Genomic DNA, 14353 nt, shown 5'->3' with positions numbered 1-14353 from the left:
TTCCTAACAGGGCAGATCAATAGGCAGAAAGGCGCCGGCACTCATGTGTACAGTCACCCCGGAACGACCAATTCATCAAACAATCGGGGGTGCTGTCAGTGAAGACGTCACGGCGGTCAAAAGGTAGCCACAAAGTGAGGAAATCGTTGCTGGGTATGGCCACGGCGACGACCGTGCTGGTCACGACGGCGACGGTTGCGACTGCGACGGCGACCGCGGCGGTGGTACCGACACCGCCCGCGCTGCCGGCGCAGGAACAACAGCTGGTCGAGCAGCGCAATGTCGGTCTCGCTGCGGCAAGCTCGCCGTACGAGCAACTGCAGCACGTGGTGAACACCCTGCTCCCGGCGCTGGTGAACACCTTCGGCGCGCAACCCCGCGTCACGCTCGACACGCTGCTGGCGCAGGTGCCCGACAGCCTGCTCACCGATCTGATCAACGCCAACGGTGGCACCGTCAACGTGAACACCCTGCTGACAACCCTCGGGCTCAACGATCCCGGTTCGGGTCTGAACGCCGCCGTCACCGCGGCCATCAGCTCGGCGTTGACCGACTTCCTCAGCTCGGCGACCACCGGCGAGAATGCCGCGGCCTTGCAGGCCCAACTGAGGACTGCGATCGCCGCGGCGGTCGACGCCCAGCTGCGCGCGGTCAGTGTGTCGGTGCGGCCGGTGAGCTGGTTGCCCGCCGTCACCATCCGTCTGGTCGACGTCGTGGGCTCGGACGGGGTCACCAACATCGCCAACGGTGTGGCGGGATCCGTCGCCGGCAGCATCATGAACAACCTGACCACCATCCTGCCGACGGCCGACGAACTGACCGCCGAGCTGACCCCGCTGCTGCCGGACCTCTTGACCACGTTGTTCAACGCCGCCGACCTGGCCGATGCCCAGGGCAACTTCCAGCTCGGCAATCTGCTGGACCTGGTGGGCCTGAACCTGAGCAGCCTCGCCGACAGCGGCGCGTTGACCATGACCACCGCCGGTCCGCTGTTCACCATGGCGCGACTGCTCGCCGGCGTCGACCTGGGCTGGGTTCCCGGCACCCAGTCCGCGATCGTCGATTCGGTCAACAGCACGGGCTATCTCGATCTGGGCACCTCGACGCTGAAGACCAATCTCGCTGCGGCGCTGGCCGATGCATTGGCCGACGGGTCGCTGGCCGCCGACCTGGGGACCGTCCTGACGCCGGCCCTCAACGGTATCGTCGCGCAGATCGTCAGCAATGCGACCGAGACGGTGGAAGCCGACCTGACCGACAGCATCCGGAGCGCGCTGAGCGGCCTGAACTTCCGGGTGTCGGGGGTCAATGTCCCGGTCGGCAATCTGCTCTTCGGCGCGTTGCAGCCGTTGATCGGCAATCTCGCCGACAACCTGAGCGGCCAATTGCAGGGCAACGTGTCCGATCTGGTGGGCGGTCTGGTCGAAAGCGGCACGGGCAGCATCGGCGACGCCCTCAACCAGGCCGTCGACGGTGCCATCGGCGCCATTCCGGATCAGGACATCGCGTCGGTCCGCATCCCGATCATCATCGGCACCGGCATGGGCGCCTTCTCCGCGGGCGCAGCCTACCGAGACGTGCTGGCGCAGCTGTCGGCCCAGCCCGGTGGGATCGATTACGTCGGCACCAATCCGTTGCTCGGTAGCCTCACCATCCTGCCGGCGATCCTGCTCAACAATGCCGGCCGCGCCAACGGCGGCATCATGGCCCGATTCGCCGACCTGTTCCAGCTGCTCGGAATCGACGGGATCACCCCGGATGTCGCGATCGGCAGCAGTGGCGGTACGCCGATCGGTGACACCGGTCTGTCCCTTGGCGGCGCGAACCTGGTGCCGGTCAAGGTCGATGCCACCGTGCAGTACCAGCTGATGTCCGACTTCGCGGCATGGGCGAATCCGCTGACATTGCTGAACAATCTGGCAGCGGGTGCGTTGCCGACGTACATGCTGCGGGGGATCGACGCGGGTGCGGCCGTCGGGCAGTTGACCGATGCGCTGGAGGCGCTGGTCGGCGATCTGGCGGATCAGAAATCCCCGAACACCAATATCTATCTGACGGTGCGGTCCAACACGTTGCCGATGCTGGAGCCGCTGTATCTGGTCGGCGATGTGCTGCGGCTGGTCGGGCTGGCGCCGGTGGCCAACATCGTCAACGGGCTGGCGAACGCACTGTCCCCGGCATTGACGAGTCTGGTCAATCTCGGCTATTCCGATGCGTTCTTCAACGAGGAGACCGGTGCCTACGAGCGCACGTTGGATGCCGCGGCCACCCCGGTGCGGTTCGGCACCATGCCCAACGTCGACTGGAACCAGGTGTTGCCCAATGTGCTGCGCCAGTTCGCCGGCGGCTTCCAGACCGCGGTGACGACCGATAACAACACCGCGCCCAATGCGCTGTCGGGCATCGGCGATCTGCTCAGCGGCAACGTCGACAAGGTGCTCGGCGGGCTGCTCGATATGCCGGGATCCGACGCCGGCAGCAGCCTCGCCGGTGACGAGTCCACCGGCGATGAGTCCGCCAATGACACCGTCGTCGGGGCGGAAGGCGAGCAGCAGGGTGCCGCACTCCAGCGCAGTCGCGGCGCCGAAGCGCAGGTTGTCGAGGAGCAGCCGGCCGCGCCGGCGCCCGAGCAGCCCGCGGAGCAGATCGCGGAGACCGTCGATGACGATGTCATCATCCCGTTGACCACGGCGCAGCGGCGTGCCGCGGAGCGCGAGGCTGCCAAGGAGGCCAAGGCAGAGGCCGAAGCGGAGTCCGCGGCGCAGGCCAGGGACGAGCTGAGCGTGCGTCCGAAGGACAATGACGGCGCTACGGGCGATGACGATTCGGCAACCGGCGGATCGGCCGACGATTCCGGTGGCGGCGGACAGAACGCGGCCTGAGTGACACGACGAGAACCGCCCACTCCCGAACCGGGAGTGGGCGGCTTGTGTGTGTTGTGTTTACCAGTCGGACTCGTCGAAGCGGATGACGCCGCGAATGTTGTTGCCGTCCAACATGTCCTGATAGCCGGTGTTGATATCTTCCAGCTTGTAGGTGCGGGTGATCATATCGTCGATGTTGAGCAGGCCCGACTTGTACAGTGCGGCCAGGCGCGGGGTCTCCACATGTGAGCTTCCGCCGCCGAAGATGTTGCCCTTCAACGTCTTCTGCAACATGGTGAACAGGAACAGGTTGAGCTTGACGTCGGCGTCCATCATCGAACCCATCCCGGTCACCACACAGGTGCCGGTCTTCGCGGTGAGGATCATCGCCTCTTCGATGTACTCGCCCTTCATCTCGCCGACGGCGATGATCACCTTGTCGGCCATCAGACCGTAGGTCGCGTCGATCACCGGTCCGATGGCCTCGGCCATCGACGGATAGACGTGGGTGGCACCGAATTTGATCGCCTGGTCGCGTTTCCACTCGTTGGGATCGATCGCGATGACCTGCTTGGCGCCGGAGATCACCGCGCCCTGCAGCGCGCTCATGCCGATGCCGCCGACGCCGACGATGATGACGGTCTCGCCGGGCTTCACCTCGGCGACATTGGTGGCCGATCCGAAGCCGGTCGGCACCGCGCAGCCCATGATGGCCGCCGTCTCGAACGGGATGTCGTCGTCGATCTTGACGACCGAGTCCTTGTGCACGGTCATATAGGGAGCGAAGGTGCCCAGCAGGTTCATCGGCGAGACCTCGCGGCCGCCGGCGTGGATGCGGCTGGTGCCGTCGGCGATAGCCTTGCCGCCCAGCAGCACTGCCCCGCGGTCACACAGTGAGCGGAAACCCTTCAGGCACGGCGGACACTGACCGCAGGCCGGGATGAACGCCAGGATGACATGGTCGCCCTCGGCGATACCGGTGACATTCTTGCCGACCTTGGTGACGACGCCCGCGCCCTCGTGCCCGCCGAGCGCCGGCAGTCCGATCGGGGTCGCCCCGGTGGTGATGTGGTAGTCGGAGTGGCACATACCCGCCGCGTGCATACGGATCTGAACCTCGTCGGCGACCGGATCTCCGAGATCGATCTCGTCGACCGTGAACGGCGAATTGAGCTCCCAGAGCAGGGCACCTTTGGTCTTCATGGTCAGCAATAGTAGAACACGTTCCAAATTGATGTCTTGCATGGCTCTGAACTGCTAATTCGATTGCTTTGACATGTCGTCATGGGGGCGCTGCGATGAATTCGGCTGCGCATACCAGTCGATATCGGCATGACTGAGATCACCGCACGCATCGTCCCCAATCTCTGGTTCGACCGCGAAGCCGAAGAGGCGGCCGCGCACTACATCGCGGCCTTCGGCGGCAACGGGCGGATCGTCGCCACCCACGCGCCGCATCCCGACGCGCCGTCACCGCAGGACGTGCCCGTGCTCGTCGAGTTCGAACTCGGTGGTCAGCTTTTCGTCGGCATCAACGGCGGACCCCATTTCACGTTCACCGAGGCGGTGTCGCTGGAGGTGCGGGTCACCGGCCAGCAGGAGCTGGACAGCGTGTGGGCCGCACTGGTCGCCGGTGGTCAGGAGCAGCCGTGCGGCTGGCTCAAGGACAAGTACGGACTGTCCTGGCAGGTCACCCCCAACGAGTACTTCGACATGCTCGGCCGCGGCGATGTCGAGGCCAATCGGCGACTCGATGCCGCGGTGCTGGCGACCTTCGGCAAGTTCGATATCGCGACCCTCACCCGGGCCTACCGATCAGAGACGGGCGGGTAGGCCGAACGTCGGGAAGAGCGTGGTGTCCAGGAAGGCCACCACGTGGGTGATACCGGCCGCGGTCATATCGATGACGTGCAGCTGAAACGGCTCGTGGACATCGGTTTCCGGGTTGCGCAGATACATCCCCGCGGCGGTCTGGCCGTTGGCGGTGGTGGCCACGAAGCGCATATCGCCGGCGCGCTCGGCCGGGCACTTGTCGCGGGACAGCGCGCCGATGGCCGCCGGGCCGACGTACCAACTGTCGAACGGCGGCATCTCCCAGATCGCGTCGTCGGTGAACAGCTTCTCCAGCGAATCGATGTCATAGTCCTCGAACGCGGCGATGTAGCGGGCCAGCAGCTCCCGGGCTTCCGGGGACTCCGGCGCCCGCAGCACCTCGTCTGCGCTCGGACCGACGGCCTCGAGCTGAGCGCGGGCGCGCTGCAGCAGGCTGTTGACGGCGGCGGTCGTCGCGCCCACGGCGTCGGCCACCTCGGCGGCCCGCCACTGCAGCACATCGCGGAGCACCAAGACCGCCCGCTGCCTGGCCGACAGGTGCTGCAGCGCCGCCACGAAGGCCAGCCGCACCGATTCACGGGTGCCGACCACCGTCTGCGGATCCGCCGGATCCTCGGCATCGGGCAGCGGCTCCAGCCAGGGCACCTCGTGCCGCTCGTGGATATCGGCGTGCGGATCGGCGCTCTGGGTGCCCAGCCCCGAGGGCAACGGCCGGCGCTGCTTGCCCTCCAGCGCCGTCAGGCAGGTGTTGGTGGCGATCTTGTACAGCCAGGTGCGCACCGAGGACTTGCCCTCGAACCGGTCGTAGGACTTCCAGGCCCGCAAGTAGGTCTCCTGGACCAGATCCTCGGCATCGTGCACCGAACCCGTCATCCGGTAGCAATGCGCCAACAGTTCCCGTCGATACCGCTGCGCGTCGGCGAGGAACGCGTCCTTGGAATCGAATCTGTCGCCTACCGCTGTGAGGACGGTCACCCACGAGAGCTTACCGACCGGGACCGACAGGCGGGGCCTGCGGCGGTGTGCCGATAGGCTCACCGCGTGGCCACCACGCGCAGTGAACGCACCTTCGACGGTGTTTCCGGAGTGCCCATCGTCTACGACGTGTGGACGCCGGGAACCGACCCGACCGGCGTGGTCGTGATCTGTCACGGATACGCCGAACACGCCCGCCGCTATGACCATGTCGCCCAGCGCTTCGGCGAGGCCGGGCTGATCACCTATGCCCTGGACCTCCGCGGGCACGGACGCTCGGGCGGCAAGCGCGTCTACCTGAAGAACATCTCCGAGTACACCGATGATTTCCACCATCTGGTGGGGCTGGCGACCGCCGCGCACCCCGAATTGAAAAGGGTGGTGCTCGGTCACAGCATGGGTGGCGGCGTCGTCTTCACCTACGGGGTGGAGCATCCCGACGATTACGCCGCCATGGTGCTGTCCGGGCCGGCGGTGTACGCCCAGGATGGCGTGTCCCCGCTGATGATCGGTGTGGCCAAGGTGCTCGGCAGCCTGCTGCCCGGCCTGCCGGTGGAGAACCTGCCCGCCGACGCGGTGTCGCGCGATCCCGAGGTGGTGGCGGCCTACGAGGCCGATCCGATGGTGCACCACGGCAAGCTGCCCGCCGGTATCGCCAAGGCGCTCATCGGAGTCGGCGAGACGATGCCGCGCCGCGCCGCGGTACTGACCGCGCCGCTGCTGGTGGTGCACGGCGGTCAGGACTCGCTGATCCCGGTCGCCGGCTCCGAGCTTTTGGTCGACCGGGTGGGTTCGGCGGATGTGAACCTCAAGGTCTACCCCGAGCTCTACCACGAGGTGTTCAACGAACCCGAACGCGCCGTGGTCCTCGACGACGTCACTTCGTGGATTGCGACGAGACTGTGAAAAGCACTGTCCGCCTTATCTTCTCGCTGCTCGCCGCGCTGCTTTTGGTGGTCGGCTGCTCGTCGGGAGAATCCGGGGACGGCGACACCCAGCAGGGCTGGGTGGAGGATGAGGTGTCCTTCACCGATGCCGCCGGTCTGACCATCCACGGAACCTACCGCCACCACGGTGACGACACCGGGCCTGCGGCACTGCTGATCTCGGAGAGCGGTGCCACCGACCGCAACGGGGACAATGCCGTGGCCGGTCCCGTGGGCAACATGCGCCAGCTGGCCGAATACCTCTCCGGCAAGGGCATCGCCACGCTGCGCTATGACAAGGTCGGCACCGGTAAGACCGGGCTCGGTCCGTACGCCACCAATCCCGCGGACGTCGGCAGTGCGGCCTACACGGCGGGAGCTCGGGCCGCGGTGCGCTATCTGGCGGGCCGGCCCGGTACCGATGCCGACCAGATCTCGGTGTACGCCCTCGGTGAGGGCACCATCCACGCCATGACGCTGGCCGACGATATCGACCCGGACTCCCCGAAGATCCATGCACTCGGGCTGCTCCAGCCGCTGCCGGGACGCTATCTCGACATCGTCAGCGACCGGGTGCGCGCCGATGTCGAGGCCGCCCGCAGCTCGGGCGCCAAGACACCCGAACAGGCGCAGCAGGTGCTCGATGCCTGGGCCGCGGCCGTCGAGCAGGCCCGCACCCGCGGTACCGCACCCGCGCAGCTGCCCGACGGGCTCGGCGCGATCCTCAACGCGGGCAACGTCAAGGCCGTGGTGGAGGCGGACTCGATCGACCCGCTTGCGCTGGCAGCAAAGGTGCCGACCGCGACGCGGGTCCTGCTGACGTGTTCGGACACCGACGGGCAGGCCCCGTGCACAGGAGTTCGTCCGTTGGTCGACGCGCTCCGGCGGACCGTCCTGACGGTGATCGAGCTCAAGGGCGTCAACCACGTCCTGCGCGATGACCCGACCGACAATGTCGCCAACTACGCCAAGGCGGATCCGCTGTCACCGCAGCTGGTCACGGCATTGGACACCTTCGTCGAGCCATGACCGGCGGCCTGTGGATAACTACGGTCGAGGGGGCCGCGTTGTCGGCGCGACTACCTAGCCTGGCCACATGAGTAGCGACAAGATGCTCGCCCGCATCGCGGCCCTGCTGCGGCAGGCCGAGGGCACCGACAACCAGCACGAGGCGGACGCGTTCCTGGCTGCCGCGCAGCGGCTGGCCACCGCCACCTCGATCGACCTTGCGGTGGCCCGCGCGCACTCGGCGACCCGTACCGCCGCGCAAGCCCCGGTGCAACGCACCATCACCATCGGTGATCCGGGCACCCGCGGACTGCGCACCTACGTCCAGCTGTTCGTCGTGATCGCGCTGGCCAATGATGTGAAATGCGATGTGGCATCGAACTCGACGTTCGTCTACGCATACGGTTTCGCCGAGGACATCGATGCCAGCCATGCGCTGTATTCGAGCCTGGTCATGCAGATGGTGCGGGCGTCCAAGGAGTACCTGGCCACCGGCGCGCACCGGCCGACGCCGACGATCACCGCCCGGATCAACTTCCAGTTGGCCTTCGGCGCGCGGGTGGGCCAGCGGCTGTCCGAGGCCCGCGAGGACGCGCGGCGGTCGGCGACCGAGGGCGCCGATGATGCGCCGGGCACCGCGGTGGCGTTGCGCAACAAGGACCTGGAGCTGACCTCGTTCTATCGGAAGGCCTCGGCGGCGCGTGGGACATGGCGGGCCAGCAGTGCCACGGCCGGGTACTCGTCGGAGGCCCGCCGGGCCGGGGACCGGGCCGGGCGAAGGGCGCGGCTCGGTCCGCCGCAGGAGTTGTCCGGGGCGCGGGCCCGTCTGGAGCGCTGATGCGCGATGCGCAACGGGCAAAGGTCTACGCCGCAGAGGAATTCGTGCGCACACTGTTCGACCGTGCCGACGGCCGCGGATCGCTGGACTTCTTCGGCACCGCGCTGACCCTGCCGCCGGAGGCGCGGTTCGGCTCGGTGGACGCGGTGCGGCGCTATGTCGAGGATGTCCTGGCGCTGCCCGCGGTGCGGCAGCGGTGGCCCGCGGCGGGGACGTGTGCGGTGCGGTCGCGGCGCGGGGTCACCGCGGCACATTACGAACCCGGCGTGATCGCCGTGCCGGACGGCCAGAGCCGATGGGCGCTGCGCGAGCTGGTCGTCCTGCACGAGCTGGCACACCATCTGGCCGGCCATCTGACCGACGACGGCGAGCCGCACGGTCCCGGGTTCGTCGGCACGATGACCGAATTGGCAGGGTGCGTGATGGGACCGGAAGCCCAGCACGTGCTGCGGGTGATCTACGCAAAGGAAGGGGTGTCCGGATGAGCGATTACGCCGCGGTGGACGCGCTGTACGACGAGTTGCTGAACACCGAGGACGATGCGTTGCGCGCCGCGCGGCTCTCGACGGGCCCGGCCAGGATGCCCGCCATCGAGGTCTCCGCGCAGCACGGCAAGCTGCTGTCGCTGTACGCCCGGCTCACCGGAGCCCGCCGCGCCCTGGAGATCGGCACCCTGGCCGGGTACTCCACCATCTGGCTGGCGCGCGGGGTCGGCCCGCAGGGCAGCGTGGTCACCCTCGAATACGAGCCCCGGCACGCCGAGATCGCCAGGCAGAACCTGGAGCGCGCCGGCGTGGCCGACCGCGTCGAGGTGATCGTCGGCGCCGCGCTGGACACCCTGCCCACGCTGACGGGGCCGTTCGACCTGTTCTTCATCGATGCCGACAAGGAGAACAATGCGGCCTATCTCGAGGCGGCGATCGCCCTATCCGAACCTGGTGCGCTGATCATCTGCGACAACATCGCCCGCGGCGGCCGGGTACTGGATCCCGCCCCGCAGGATCGGCAGGCGATCGCGGTGCGCGAGACCATCGCGCTGATGGGCAGCCATCCCCGTTTGGACGCCGCCGCCATCCAGACCGTCGGGGCCAAGGGCTGGGACGGATTCGCCGTCGCGCTGGTCACCTGAGTCCCGCCCGGCCGAAGGGTGCGCGATTCGGACACGGCGCCGGCGGGTACCAGCAGAGCCGTGTGGACGGCGAAACGAACGGTCGATGCCCCCGCCGACGCGGTGTGGGAGCTGCTCACCGATCTGGACGCGTGGCCGCAGTGGGGTCCCACGGTCGTGCGCGCCGAACTCGACGGCACTGCCTTCCTGTTGGGCGCGACGGGACGGGTCTGGACACCGGTCGGGGTTCCGCTGCCGTTCGTGATCAGCGAATTCGATCCCGGCCACAGCTGGGGGTGGGATGTCGCCGGCGTACCGGCCACCCAGCACGGTGTGGAACCGCGACCCGGCGGCTGCACGGTGTGGATGACGGCGCCGTGGTGGGCACCGGCCTACCTGCCGGTGCTGGAGGTGGCGGTACGCCGCATCGAGACCATGGCCGCCAGGAAGCCGTTCACGACCTGACCCGATCCGCCGTGGGTGGTGCCGCGAATGACAATTGACGTGGCCGACACAGTGGAGGGAGTCCTGGCATGGCGGTGATCCTGGCGTACACCGCGCCGGCGCTGGGGCACCTGTATCCGTTCTGCGCGCTGCTCACCGAACTCGCCGGCCGGGGCCACCGCATCCACGTGCGCACTCTCGCCGACGGCATCCGGTTGTGCCGCAGGCTCGGGTTCGCCGTCGAACCCGTGGATCTGGTGATCGAGGCGGTCGAACACGACCACGACGAGGCCGGTATCTCAGTGCTGCGGGCCGCCACCGACACCGTGCGGGTGCTCACCCGGCGCGCCACCCTGGAAGTCGCCGATATCCGGCGCGCGGTCGAGACGGTGCGCCCCGATCTGGTCATCGTGGATTCCAACTCGTGGGGCGCGATCTCCTATCTGGAGACCGGTGATGTTCCCTGGCTCGTCCTGTCGCCCTTCACTCCCTACCTGCGGGCACCCGGCCTGCCGCCGTTCGGTGCGGGCGCCCGGCCGTGGCGTGGTCCGTGGGGCCGCATCCGCGACCACGGCATCGCGACGGTCACCCGCCGGGTCTTCGACCGGCCCTTCGCCACCGGACTCGCCCCGGTCCGCGCCGACCTCGGGCTGCCCGCCGTGCAGACCGCCGATGAGCTGCTGCGTCGTGCACCGGCGGTCCTGGTGGCCACCGGCAAGCCCTTCGAGTACCGGCAGACCGAGTGGGGGCCGAAAGTCCACCTGATCGGCCCCGCGGCGTTCGATCCGGTGGGTGATCAGGAGCCCGCGTGGCTCGCCGATATCGACCGGCCCATCGTCCTGGTGACCACATCCTCGGTCCCGCAGGCCGACACCCGGCTGGTGGGTGCGGCGATCGAGGCACTCGACGGACTGAGCCTGCATCTGGTGGCGACGTCGCCGGCCGGTCCGGTGACCACCCAGGACCGGCCCGGTGTCACGCTGGCCAGGTTCGTCCCGCATTCACTGCTGCTCACCCGCACCGTCTGTGTGGTGACCCACGGCGGCATGGGCATCACGCAGAAGGCGCTCAGCCGCGGCATACCGGTATGCGTCGTGCCGTTCGGGCGAGATCAGTTCGAGGTGGCCCGCCGGGTGGAGGTCGCCGGCTGCGGAACCCGGTTGCCCGCCCGCCGGCTGACCCCGGACCGGTTGCGCACCGCCATCCTCGACGCGATGTCGATGACCGGCGGTGCGGCCGCCGTCGCCCGCGGTTTCGCCGATACCGGGGGAGTGCCACTCGGCGCGGACATCGTGGAAGCCCACCTACGCCGCGGCGGCGCCGCGGCCGGGTGATCCCGGCCAGCCGTCAGTTGCAGACCGCGCCCACGGCCGCTGACTGCACCAGCTTGGTGTACTTGGCCAGCACGCCGGTGGTGTACCGCGGCGGCAGCGGCTCGAAACCTGCCTTGCGGGAATCCAATTCGGCCTCGTCGACCAGCAGGTCGAGGGTGCCGTTGGCGACATCGAGGCGGATCCGGTCACCGTCGCGCACGAAGGCGATCGGGCCGCCGTCGACGGCTTCGGGTGCGATATGCCCGACGCACAGCCCGGTGGTGCCACCGGAGAACCGGCCGTCGGTCATCAACAGGACGTCCTTGCCGAGGCCCGCACCCTTGATCGCGCCGGTGATGGCCAGCATCTCACGCATACCCGGCCCACCCTTGGGGCCTTCGTAGCGGATGACGACCACGTCGCCGTGGGTGATGGTGCCGTCTTCGAGGGCGTCCAGTGCCGCCCGCTCGCGCTCGAAAACCCGTGCCGTGCCCTCGAATACGTCCGAGTCGAAGCCGGCAGACTTGACGACCGCGCCCTCGGGTGCCAGCGAGCCGTGCAGGATGGTGATCCCACCGGTGGGGTGAATCGGGTTGTTCATGGCGCGCAGCACCTTGCCGTCGGGGTCCGGCGGCTCGATATGGGCCAGGTTCTCGGCCATCGTCTGGCCCGTCACGGTCAGGCAATCACCGTGCAGCAGACCGGCATCCAGCAACGCCTTCATGACCACCGGCACACCGCCGATCTCATCAACATGCTTCATCACGTGCCTGCCGAACGGCTTCACATCGGCCAGGTGGGGCACCCGGTTGCCGACACGGGTGAAGTCCGCCAGCGTCAGTTCGACCTCGGCCTCGCGGGCGATGGCCAGCAGGTGCAGCACCGCGTTGGTGGAACCGCCGAAGGCCATGACCACCGCGATCGCGTTCTCGAACGCCTCCTTGGTCAGGATGTCGCGGGCAGTGATACCGCGGCGCAGCAGCTCGACGACGGCCTCGCCGGACCGGGCCGCGTACTCGTCGCGGCGTGAGTCGATGGCCACCGGGGATGCGCTGCCGGGCAAGGACAATCCCAGTGCCTCGGCCGCCGAAGCCATCGTGTTGGCGGTGTACATGCCACCGCAGGCGCCCTCGCCGGGACAGATCGCGCGCTCGATGATGTCGACGTCCTCGCGGGACATCAGGCCACGGGCACACGCACCGACGGCCTCGAAGGCGTCGATGATGGTGACCTCTTTCTCGGTGCCGTCGGTCAGCTTCGCCGTTCCGGGCATGATCGAGCCGTTGTAGAGGAACACCGATGCCAGATCGAGGCGGGCCGCCGCCATCAGCATGCCGGGGATCGACTTGTCGCAGCCGGCGAGTAGCACCGATCCGTCGAGGCGTTCGGCCTGCATGACGGTCTCGACGCTGTCGGCGATCACCTCGCGGGACACCAGGCTGAAGTGCATGCCCTCATGGCCCATGGAGATGCCGTCGGAGACCGAGATGGTGCCGAACTCCAGTGGGTAGCCGCCGCCGGCATGCACGCCAGCCTTGACCGCCTGCGCGAGCCGCTGTAGCGACATGTTGCACGGGGTGATCTCGTTCCAGGATGAGCCGACGCCGATCTGCGGCTTGACCCAGTCGTCGTCGCCCATACCGACGGCGCGCAGCATCCCGCGGGCGGCGGTCTTCTCCAATCCGTCGGTGACGTCGCGGCTGCGGGGTTTGATATCGACCCCGGGACGGGCCTGCGGTGCTGAGGGCATGCAGGTAAGTATGCATTCGGCCCAGGGCCATCCCAAACCCCCGCTGATACCCCTCTGGGGTACCGGTAGCCTGGCTACATGAGACGGGTGCTGGTACTGGTGGCGGCGATGCTGGCCATCCTTGTGCCGGCCTGTGGCAGACAGGCCGGTGCACCCGAGGCGTCGAGCGCCGCCGCCGCTTCGGCGACATCGCCCGCCCCGGGCACTCCGGGGGTCAATGCCATCGATCGCGCCTTCGCCGATGCCCTGCTCGCCCAGCGCCCGCGTATCGACCAGATGATCGCGCTGGTGCGCACCAACTCCGACGACCCACGCATGCAGGCGCTCGCCGATGTGCTTGCCGTCAGCGAGAAACAGCAGACCGACACCGTGAACGCACTGCTGGTGCAGTGGACCGACGGCCAGCAGGGCGGTCAGGGTCCGGTGCCGCAGGGGCCCAACCTGTTCGACGAGGGCGCCATGCAACGGCTTGCGGCGCTGCGCGGTCCCGAATTCGACAGGTTGTGGTTGCAGGCCATGCTCAACCATCACCAGGCCGTCCTGACCATGGCCGCCACCGAGATCCAGGAGGGTCAGGACGCCAACGCCAAGACGCTGGCGCAGGGCATCATCAGCACGCGCCAAGAGGAGGCCGGTCACATGCAGCAACTGTTGGGAGGCGGGTAGTCGATGACCGATGCAGAACACGGCTATTCGCCGCAGAAGGAGAATTACGCCAAGCGGTTGCGGCGCATCGAGGGGCAGGTGCGCGGTATCGCCAAGATGATCGATGACGACAAGTACTGCATCGACATCCTCACCCAGATCAGCGCGGTCAACAGCGCGCTGCAGTCGGTCGCCCTCGGATTGCTCGACGAGCACCTCGGCCACTGCGTCACCCACGCGGTTGCCGCGGGTGGCGAGGAGGCCGAGGTCAAGCTGGCCGAGGCGTCGGCGGCCATCGCCCGGTTGGTCCGCTCCTAGCCGCAATCAGACCGGTTCGGCGTTCTCGATCGCGGACTCCAGGCGCGCGAGTTTGCCGTCGAGTTCGCCCTCGTGGCCTGGTCGGATATCGGCCTTGAGCACCAGTGAGATCCGGGTACCGAACGGTGCCACCGCCTCGGTCGCACGTTTGACGACGTCGAAGACCTCGTCCCAGGAGCCCTCGATCTCGGTGAACATGCTCGAGGTCCGGTTGGGCAGCCCCGACGCGCGCACCACCCGCACCGCGGCGGCGACGGCCTCGCTGACCGAGCCGTCGGAGCGGCCGGTGCCCGACGGGCTGATGCTGAAGGCGACGATCATCGCGCGTCCT

15 protein-coding genes are annotated in these 14353 nt (G+C 68.1%); 11 read left to right on the top strand and 4 right to left on the bottom strand.

Annotated elements, in window-relative coordinates; all coding sequences use genetic code 11:
* Positions 1-134: 134 nt before the first annotated feature.
* The gene (locus G154_RS21585) at positions 135-2882 is read left to right on the top strand and encodes a hypothetical protein (RefSeq protein WP_131701326.1); all 2748 of its coding nucleotides are present in this window, start codon (positions 135-137) and stop codon (positions 2880-2882) included.
* Between the two features lie 60 nt (positions 2883-2942).
* On the opposite strand, the gene G154_RS21580 is transcribed toward G154_RS21585, so the two are convergent.
* Entirely contained in the window at positions 2943-4067 is a 1125-nt protein-coding gene (locus G154_RS21580) for an NDMA-dependent alcohol dehydrogenase (RefSeq protein ID WP_023985065.1), read from the bottom strand.
* A gap of 129 nt (positions 4068-4196) precedes the next feature.
* On the opposite strand from G154_RS21580, the gene G154_RS21575 reads away from it, so the two are divergent.
* The gene (locus G154_RS21575; protein ID WP_019514211.1) at positions 4197-4697 is read left to right on the top strand and encodes a VOC family protein; all 501 of its coding nucleotides are present in this window, start codon (positions 4197-4199) and stop codon (positions 4695-4697) included.
* Here the strand turns inward: G154_RS21575 and G154_RS21570 are convergent.
* Positions 4680-5702, bottom strand: a complete 1023-nt coding sequence (locus G154_RS21570) for a sigma-70 family RNA polymerase sigma factor (protein ID WP_023985064.1) — start codon at positions 5700-5702, stop codon at positions 4680-4682. The genes G154_RS21575 and G154_RS21570 overlap by 18 nt on opposite strands.
* A 36-nt stretch (positions 5703-5738) precedes the next feature.
* On the opposite strand from G154_RS21570, the gene G154_RS21565 reads away from it, so the two are divergent.
* The 7 genes from G154_RS21565 to G154_RS21535 all read left to right on the top strand — a co-directional run bounded on the left by G154_RS21565 (position 5739) and on the right by G154_RS21535 (position 11330).
* Positions 5739-6578: an alpha/beta hydrolase gene (locus G154_RS21565; RefSeq protein ID WP_019514213.1), complete on the top strand. Its 840-nt coding sequence runs from the start codon at positions 5739-5741 to the stop codon at positions 6576-6578.
* Positions 6575-7627: a hypothetical protein gene (locus G154_RS21560; protein WP_019514214.1), complete on the top strand. Its 1053-nt coding sequence runs from the start codon at positions 6575-6577 to the stop codon at positions 7625-7627. The genes G154_RS21565 and G154_RS21560 overlap by 4 nt, the downstream gene beginning before the upstream one ends.
* A 67-nt stretch (positions 7628-7694) precedes the next feature.
* Positions 7695-8444, top strand: a complete 750-nt coding sequence (locus tag G154_RS21555) for a DUF2786 domain-containing protein (RefSeq protein WP_019514215.1) — start codon at positions 7695-7697, stop codon at positions 8442-8444.
* Positions 8444-8929: a TIGR04338 family metallohydrolase gene (locus tag G154_RS21550; RefSeq protein ID WP_019514216.1), complete on the top strand. Its 486-nt coding sequence runs from the start codon at positions 8444-8446 to the stop codon at positions 8927-8929. Before G154_RS21555 ends, G154_RS21550 begins: the two co-directional genes overlap by 1 nt.
* On the top strand, positions 8926-9573 hold the full coding sequence (locus G154_RS21545; RefSeq protein WP_019514217.1) for an O-methyltransferase: 648 nt from the start codon (positions 8926-8928) through the stop codon (positions 9571-9573). Before G154_RS21550 ends, G154_RS21545 begins: the two co-directional genes overlap by 4 nt.
* Before the next feature lie 60 nt (positions 9574-9633).
* Entirely contained in the window at positions 9634-10017 is a 384-nt protein-coding gene (locus tag G154_RS21540) for an SRPBCC family protein (protein WP_023985062.1), read from the top strand.
* A 68-nt stretch (positions 10018-10085) separates the two neighbouring features.
* Positions 10086-11330, top strand: coding sequence for a glycosyltransferase (locus tag G154_RS21535; protein ID WP_019514219.1), 1245 nt, complete (start codon positions 10086-10088; stop codon positions 11328-11330).
* Between the two features lie 13 nt (positions 11331-11343).
* On the opposite strand, the gene ilvD is transcribed toward G154_RS21535, so the two are convergent.
* Positions 11344-13059 carry a dihydroxy-acid dehydratase gene (ilvD, locus tag G154_RS21530; RefSeq protein WP_019514220.1) on the bottom strand — a complete coding sequence of 572 codons (1716 nt, stop codon included), beginning with the start codon at positions 13057-13059 and terminating at the stop codon, positions 11344-11346.
* Between the two features lie 78 nt (positions 13060-13137).
* Between ilvD and G154_RS21525 the strand changes: the two genes are divergently transcribed.
* Complete coding sequence (locus tag G154_RS21525; protein WP_023985061.1) at positions 13138-13725, top strand: DUF305 domain-containing protein; 588 nt, start codon at positions 13138-13140, stop codon at positions 13723-13725.
* Between the two features lie 3 nt (positions 13726-13728).
* Positions 13729-14022 carry a metal-sensitive transcriptional regulator gene (locus tag G154_RS21520; protein ID WP_019514222.1) on the top strand — a complete coding sequence of 98 codons (294 nt, stop codon included), beginning with the start codon at positions 13729-13731 and terminating at the stop codon, positions 14020-14022.
* Between the two features lie 6 nt (positions 14023-14028).
* Here the strand turns inward: G154_RS21520 and G154_RS21515 are convergent, their stop codons facing one another.
* The gene (locus tag G154_RS21515; protein ID WP_019514223.1) at positions 14029-14343 is read right to left on the bottom strand and encodes a thiamine-binding protein; all 315 of its coding nucleotides are present in this window, start codon (positions 14341-14343) and stop codon (positions 14029-14031) included.
* Between the last annotated feature and the right edge of the window lie 10 nt (positions 14344-14353).

The sequence above is a fragment of the Mycobacterium sp. VKM Ac-1816D genome (assembly GCF_000416385.1).
Taxonomy (GTDB): domain Bacteria; phylum Actinomycetota; class Actinomycetes; order Mycobacteriales; family Mycobacteriaceae; genus Mycobacterium; species Mycobacterium neoaurum_A.
Note: the sequence above shows the minus strand (reverse complement) of the source record. Positions and strands in the feature narration are given on the sequence as shown.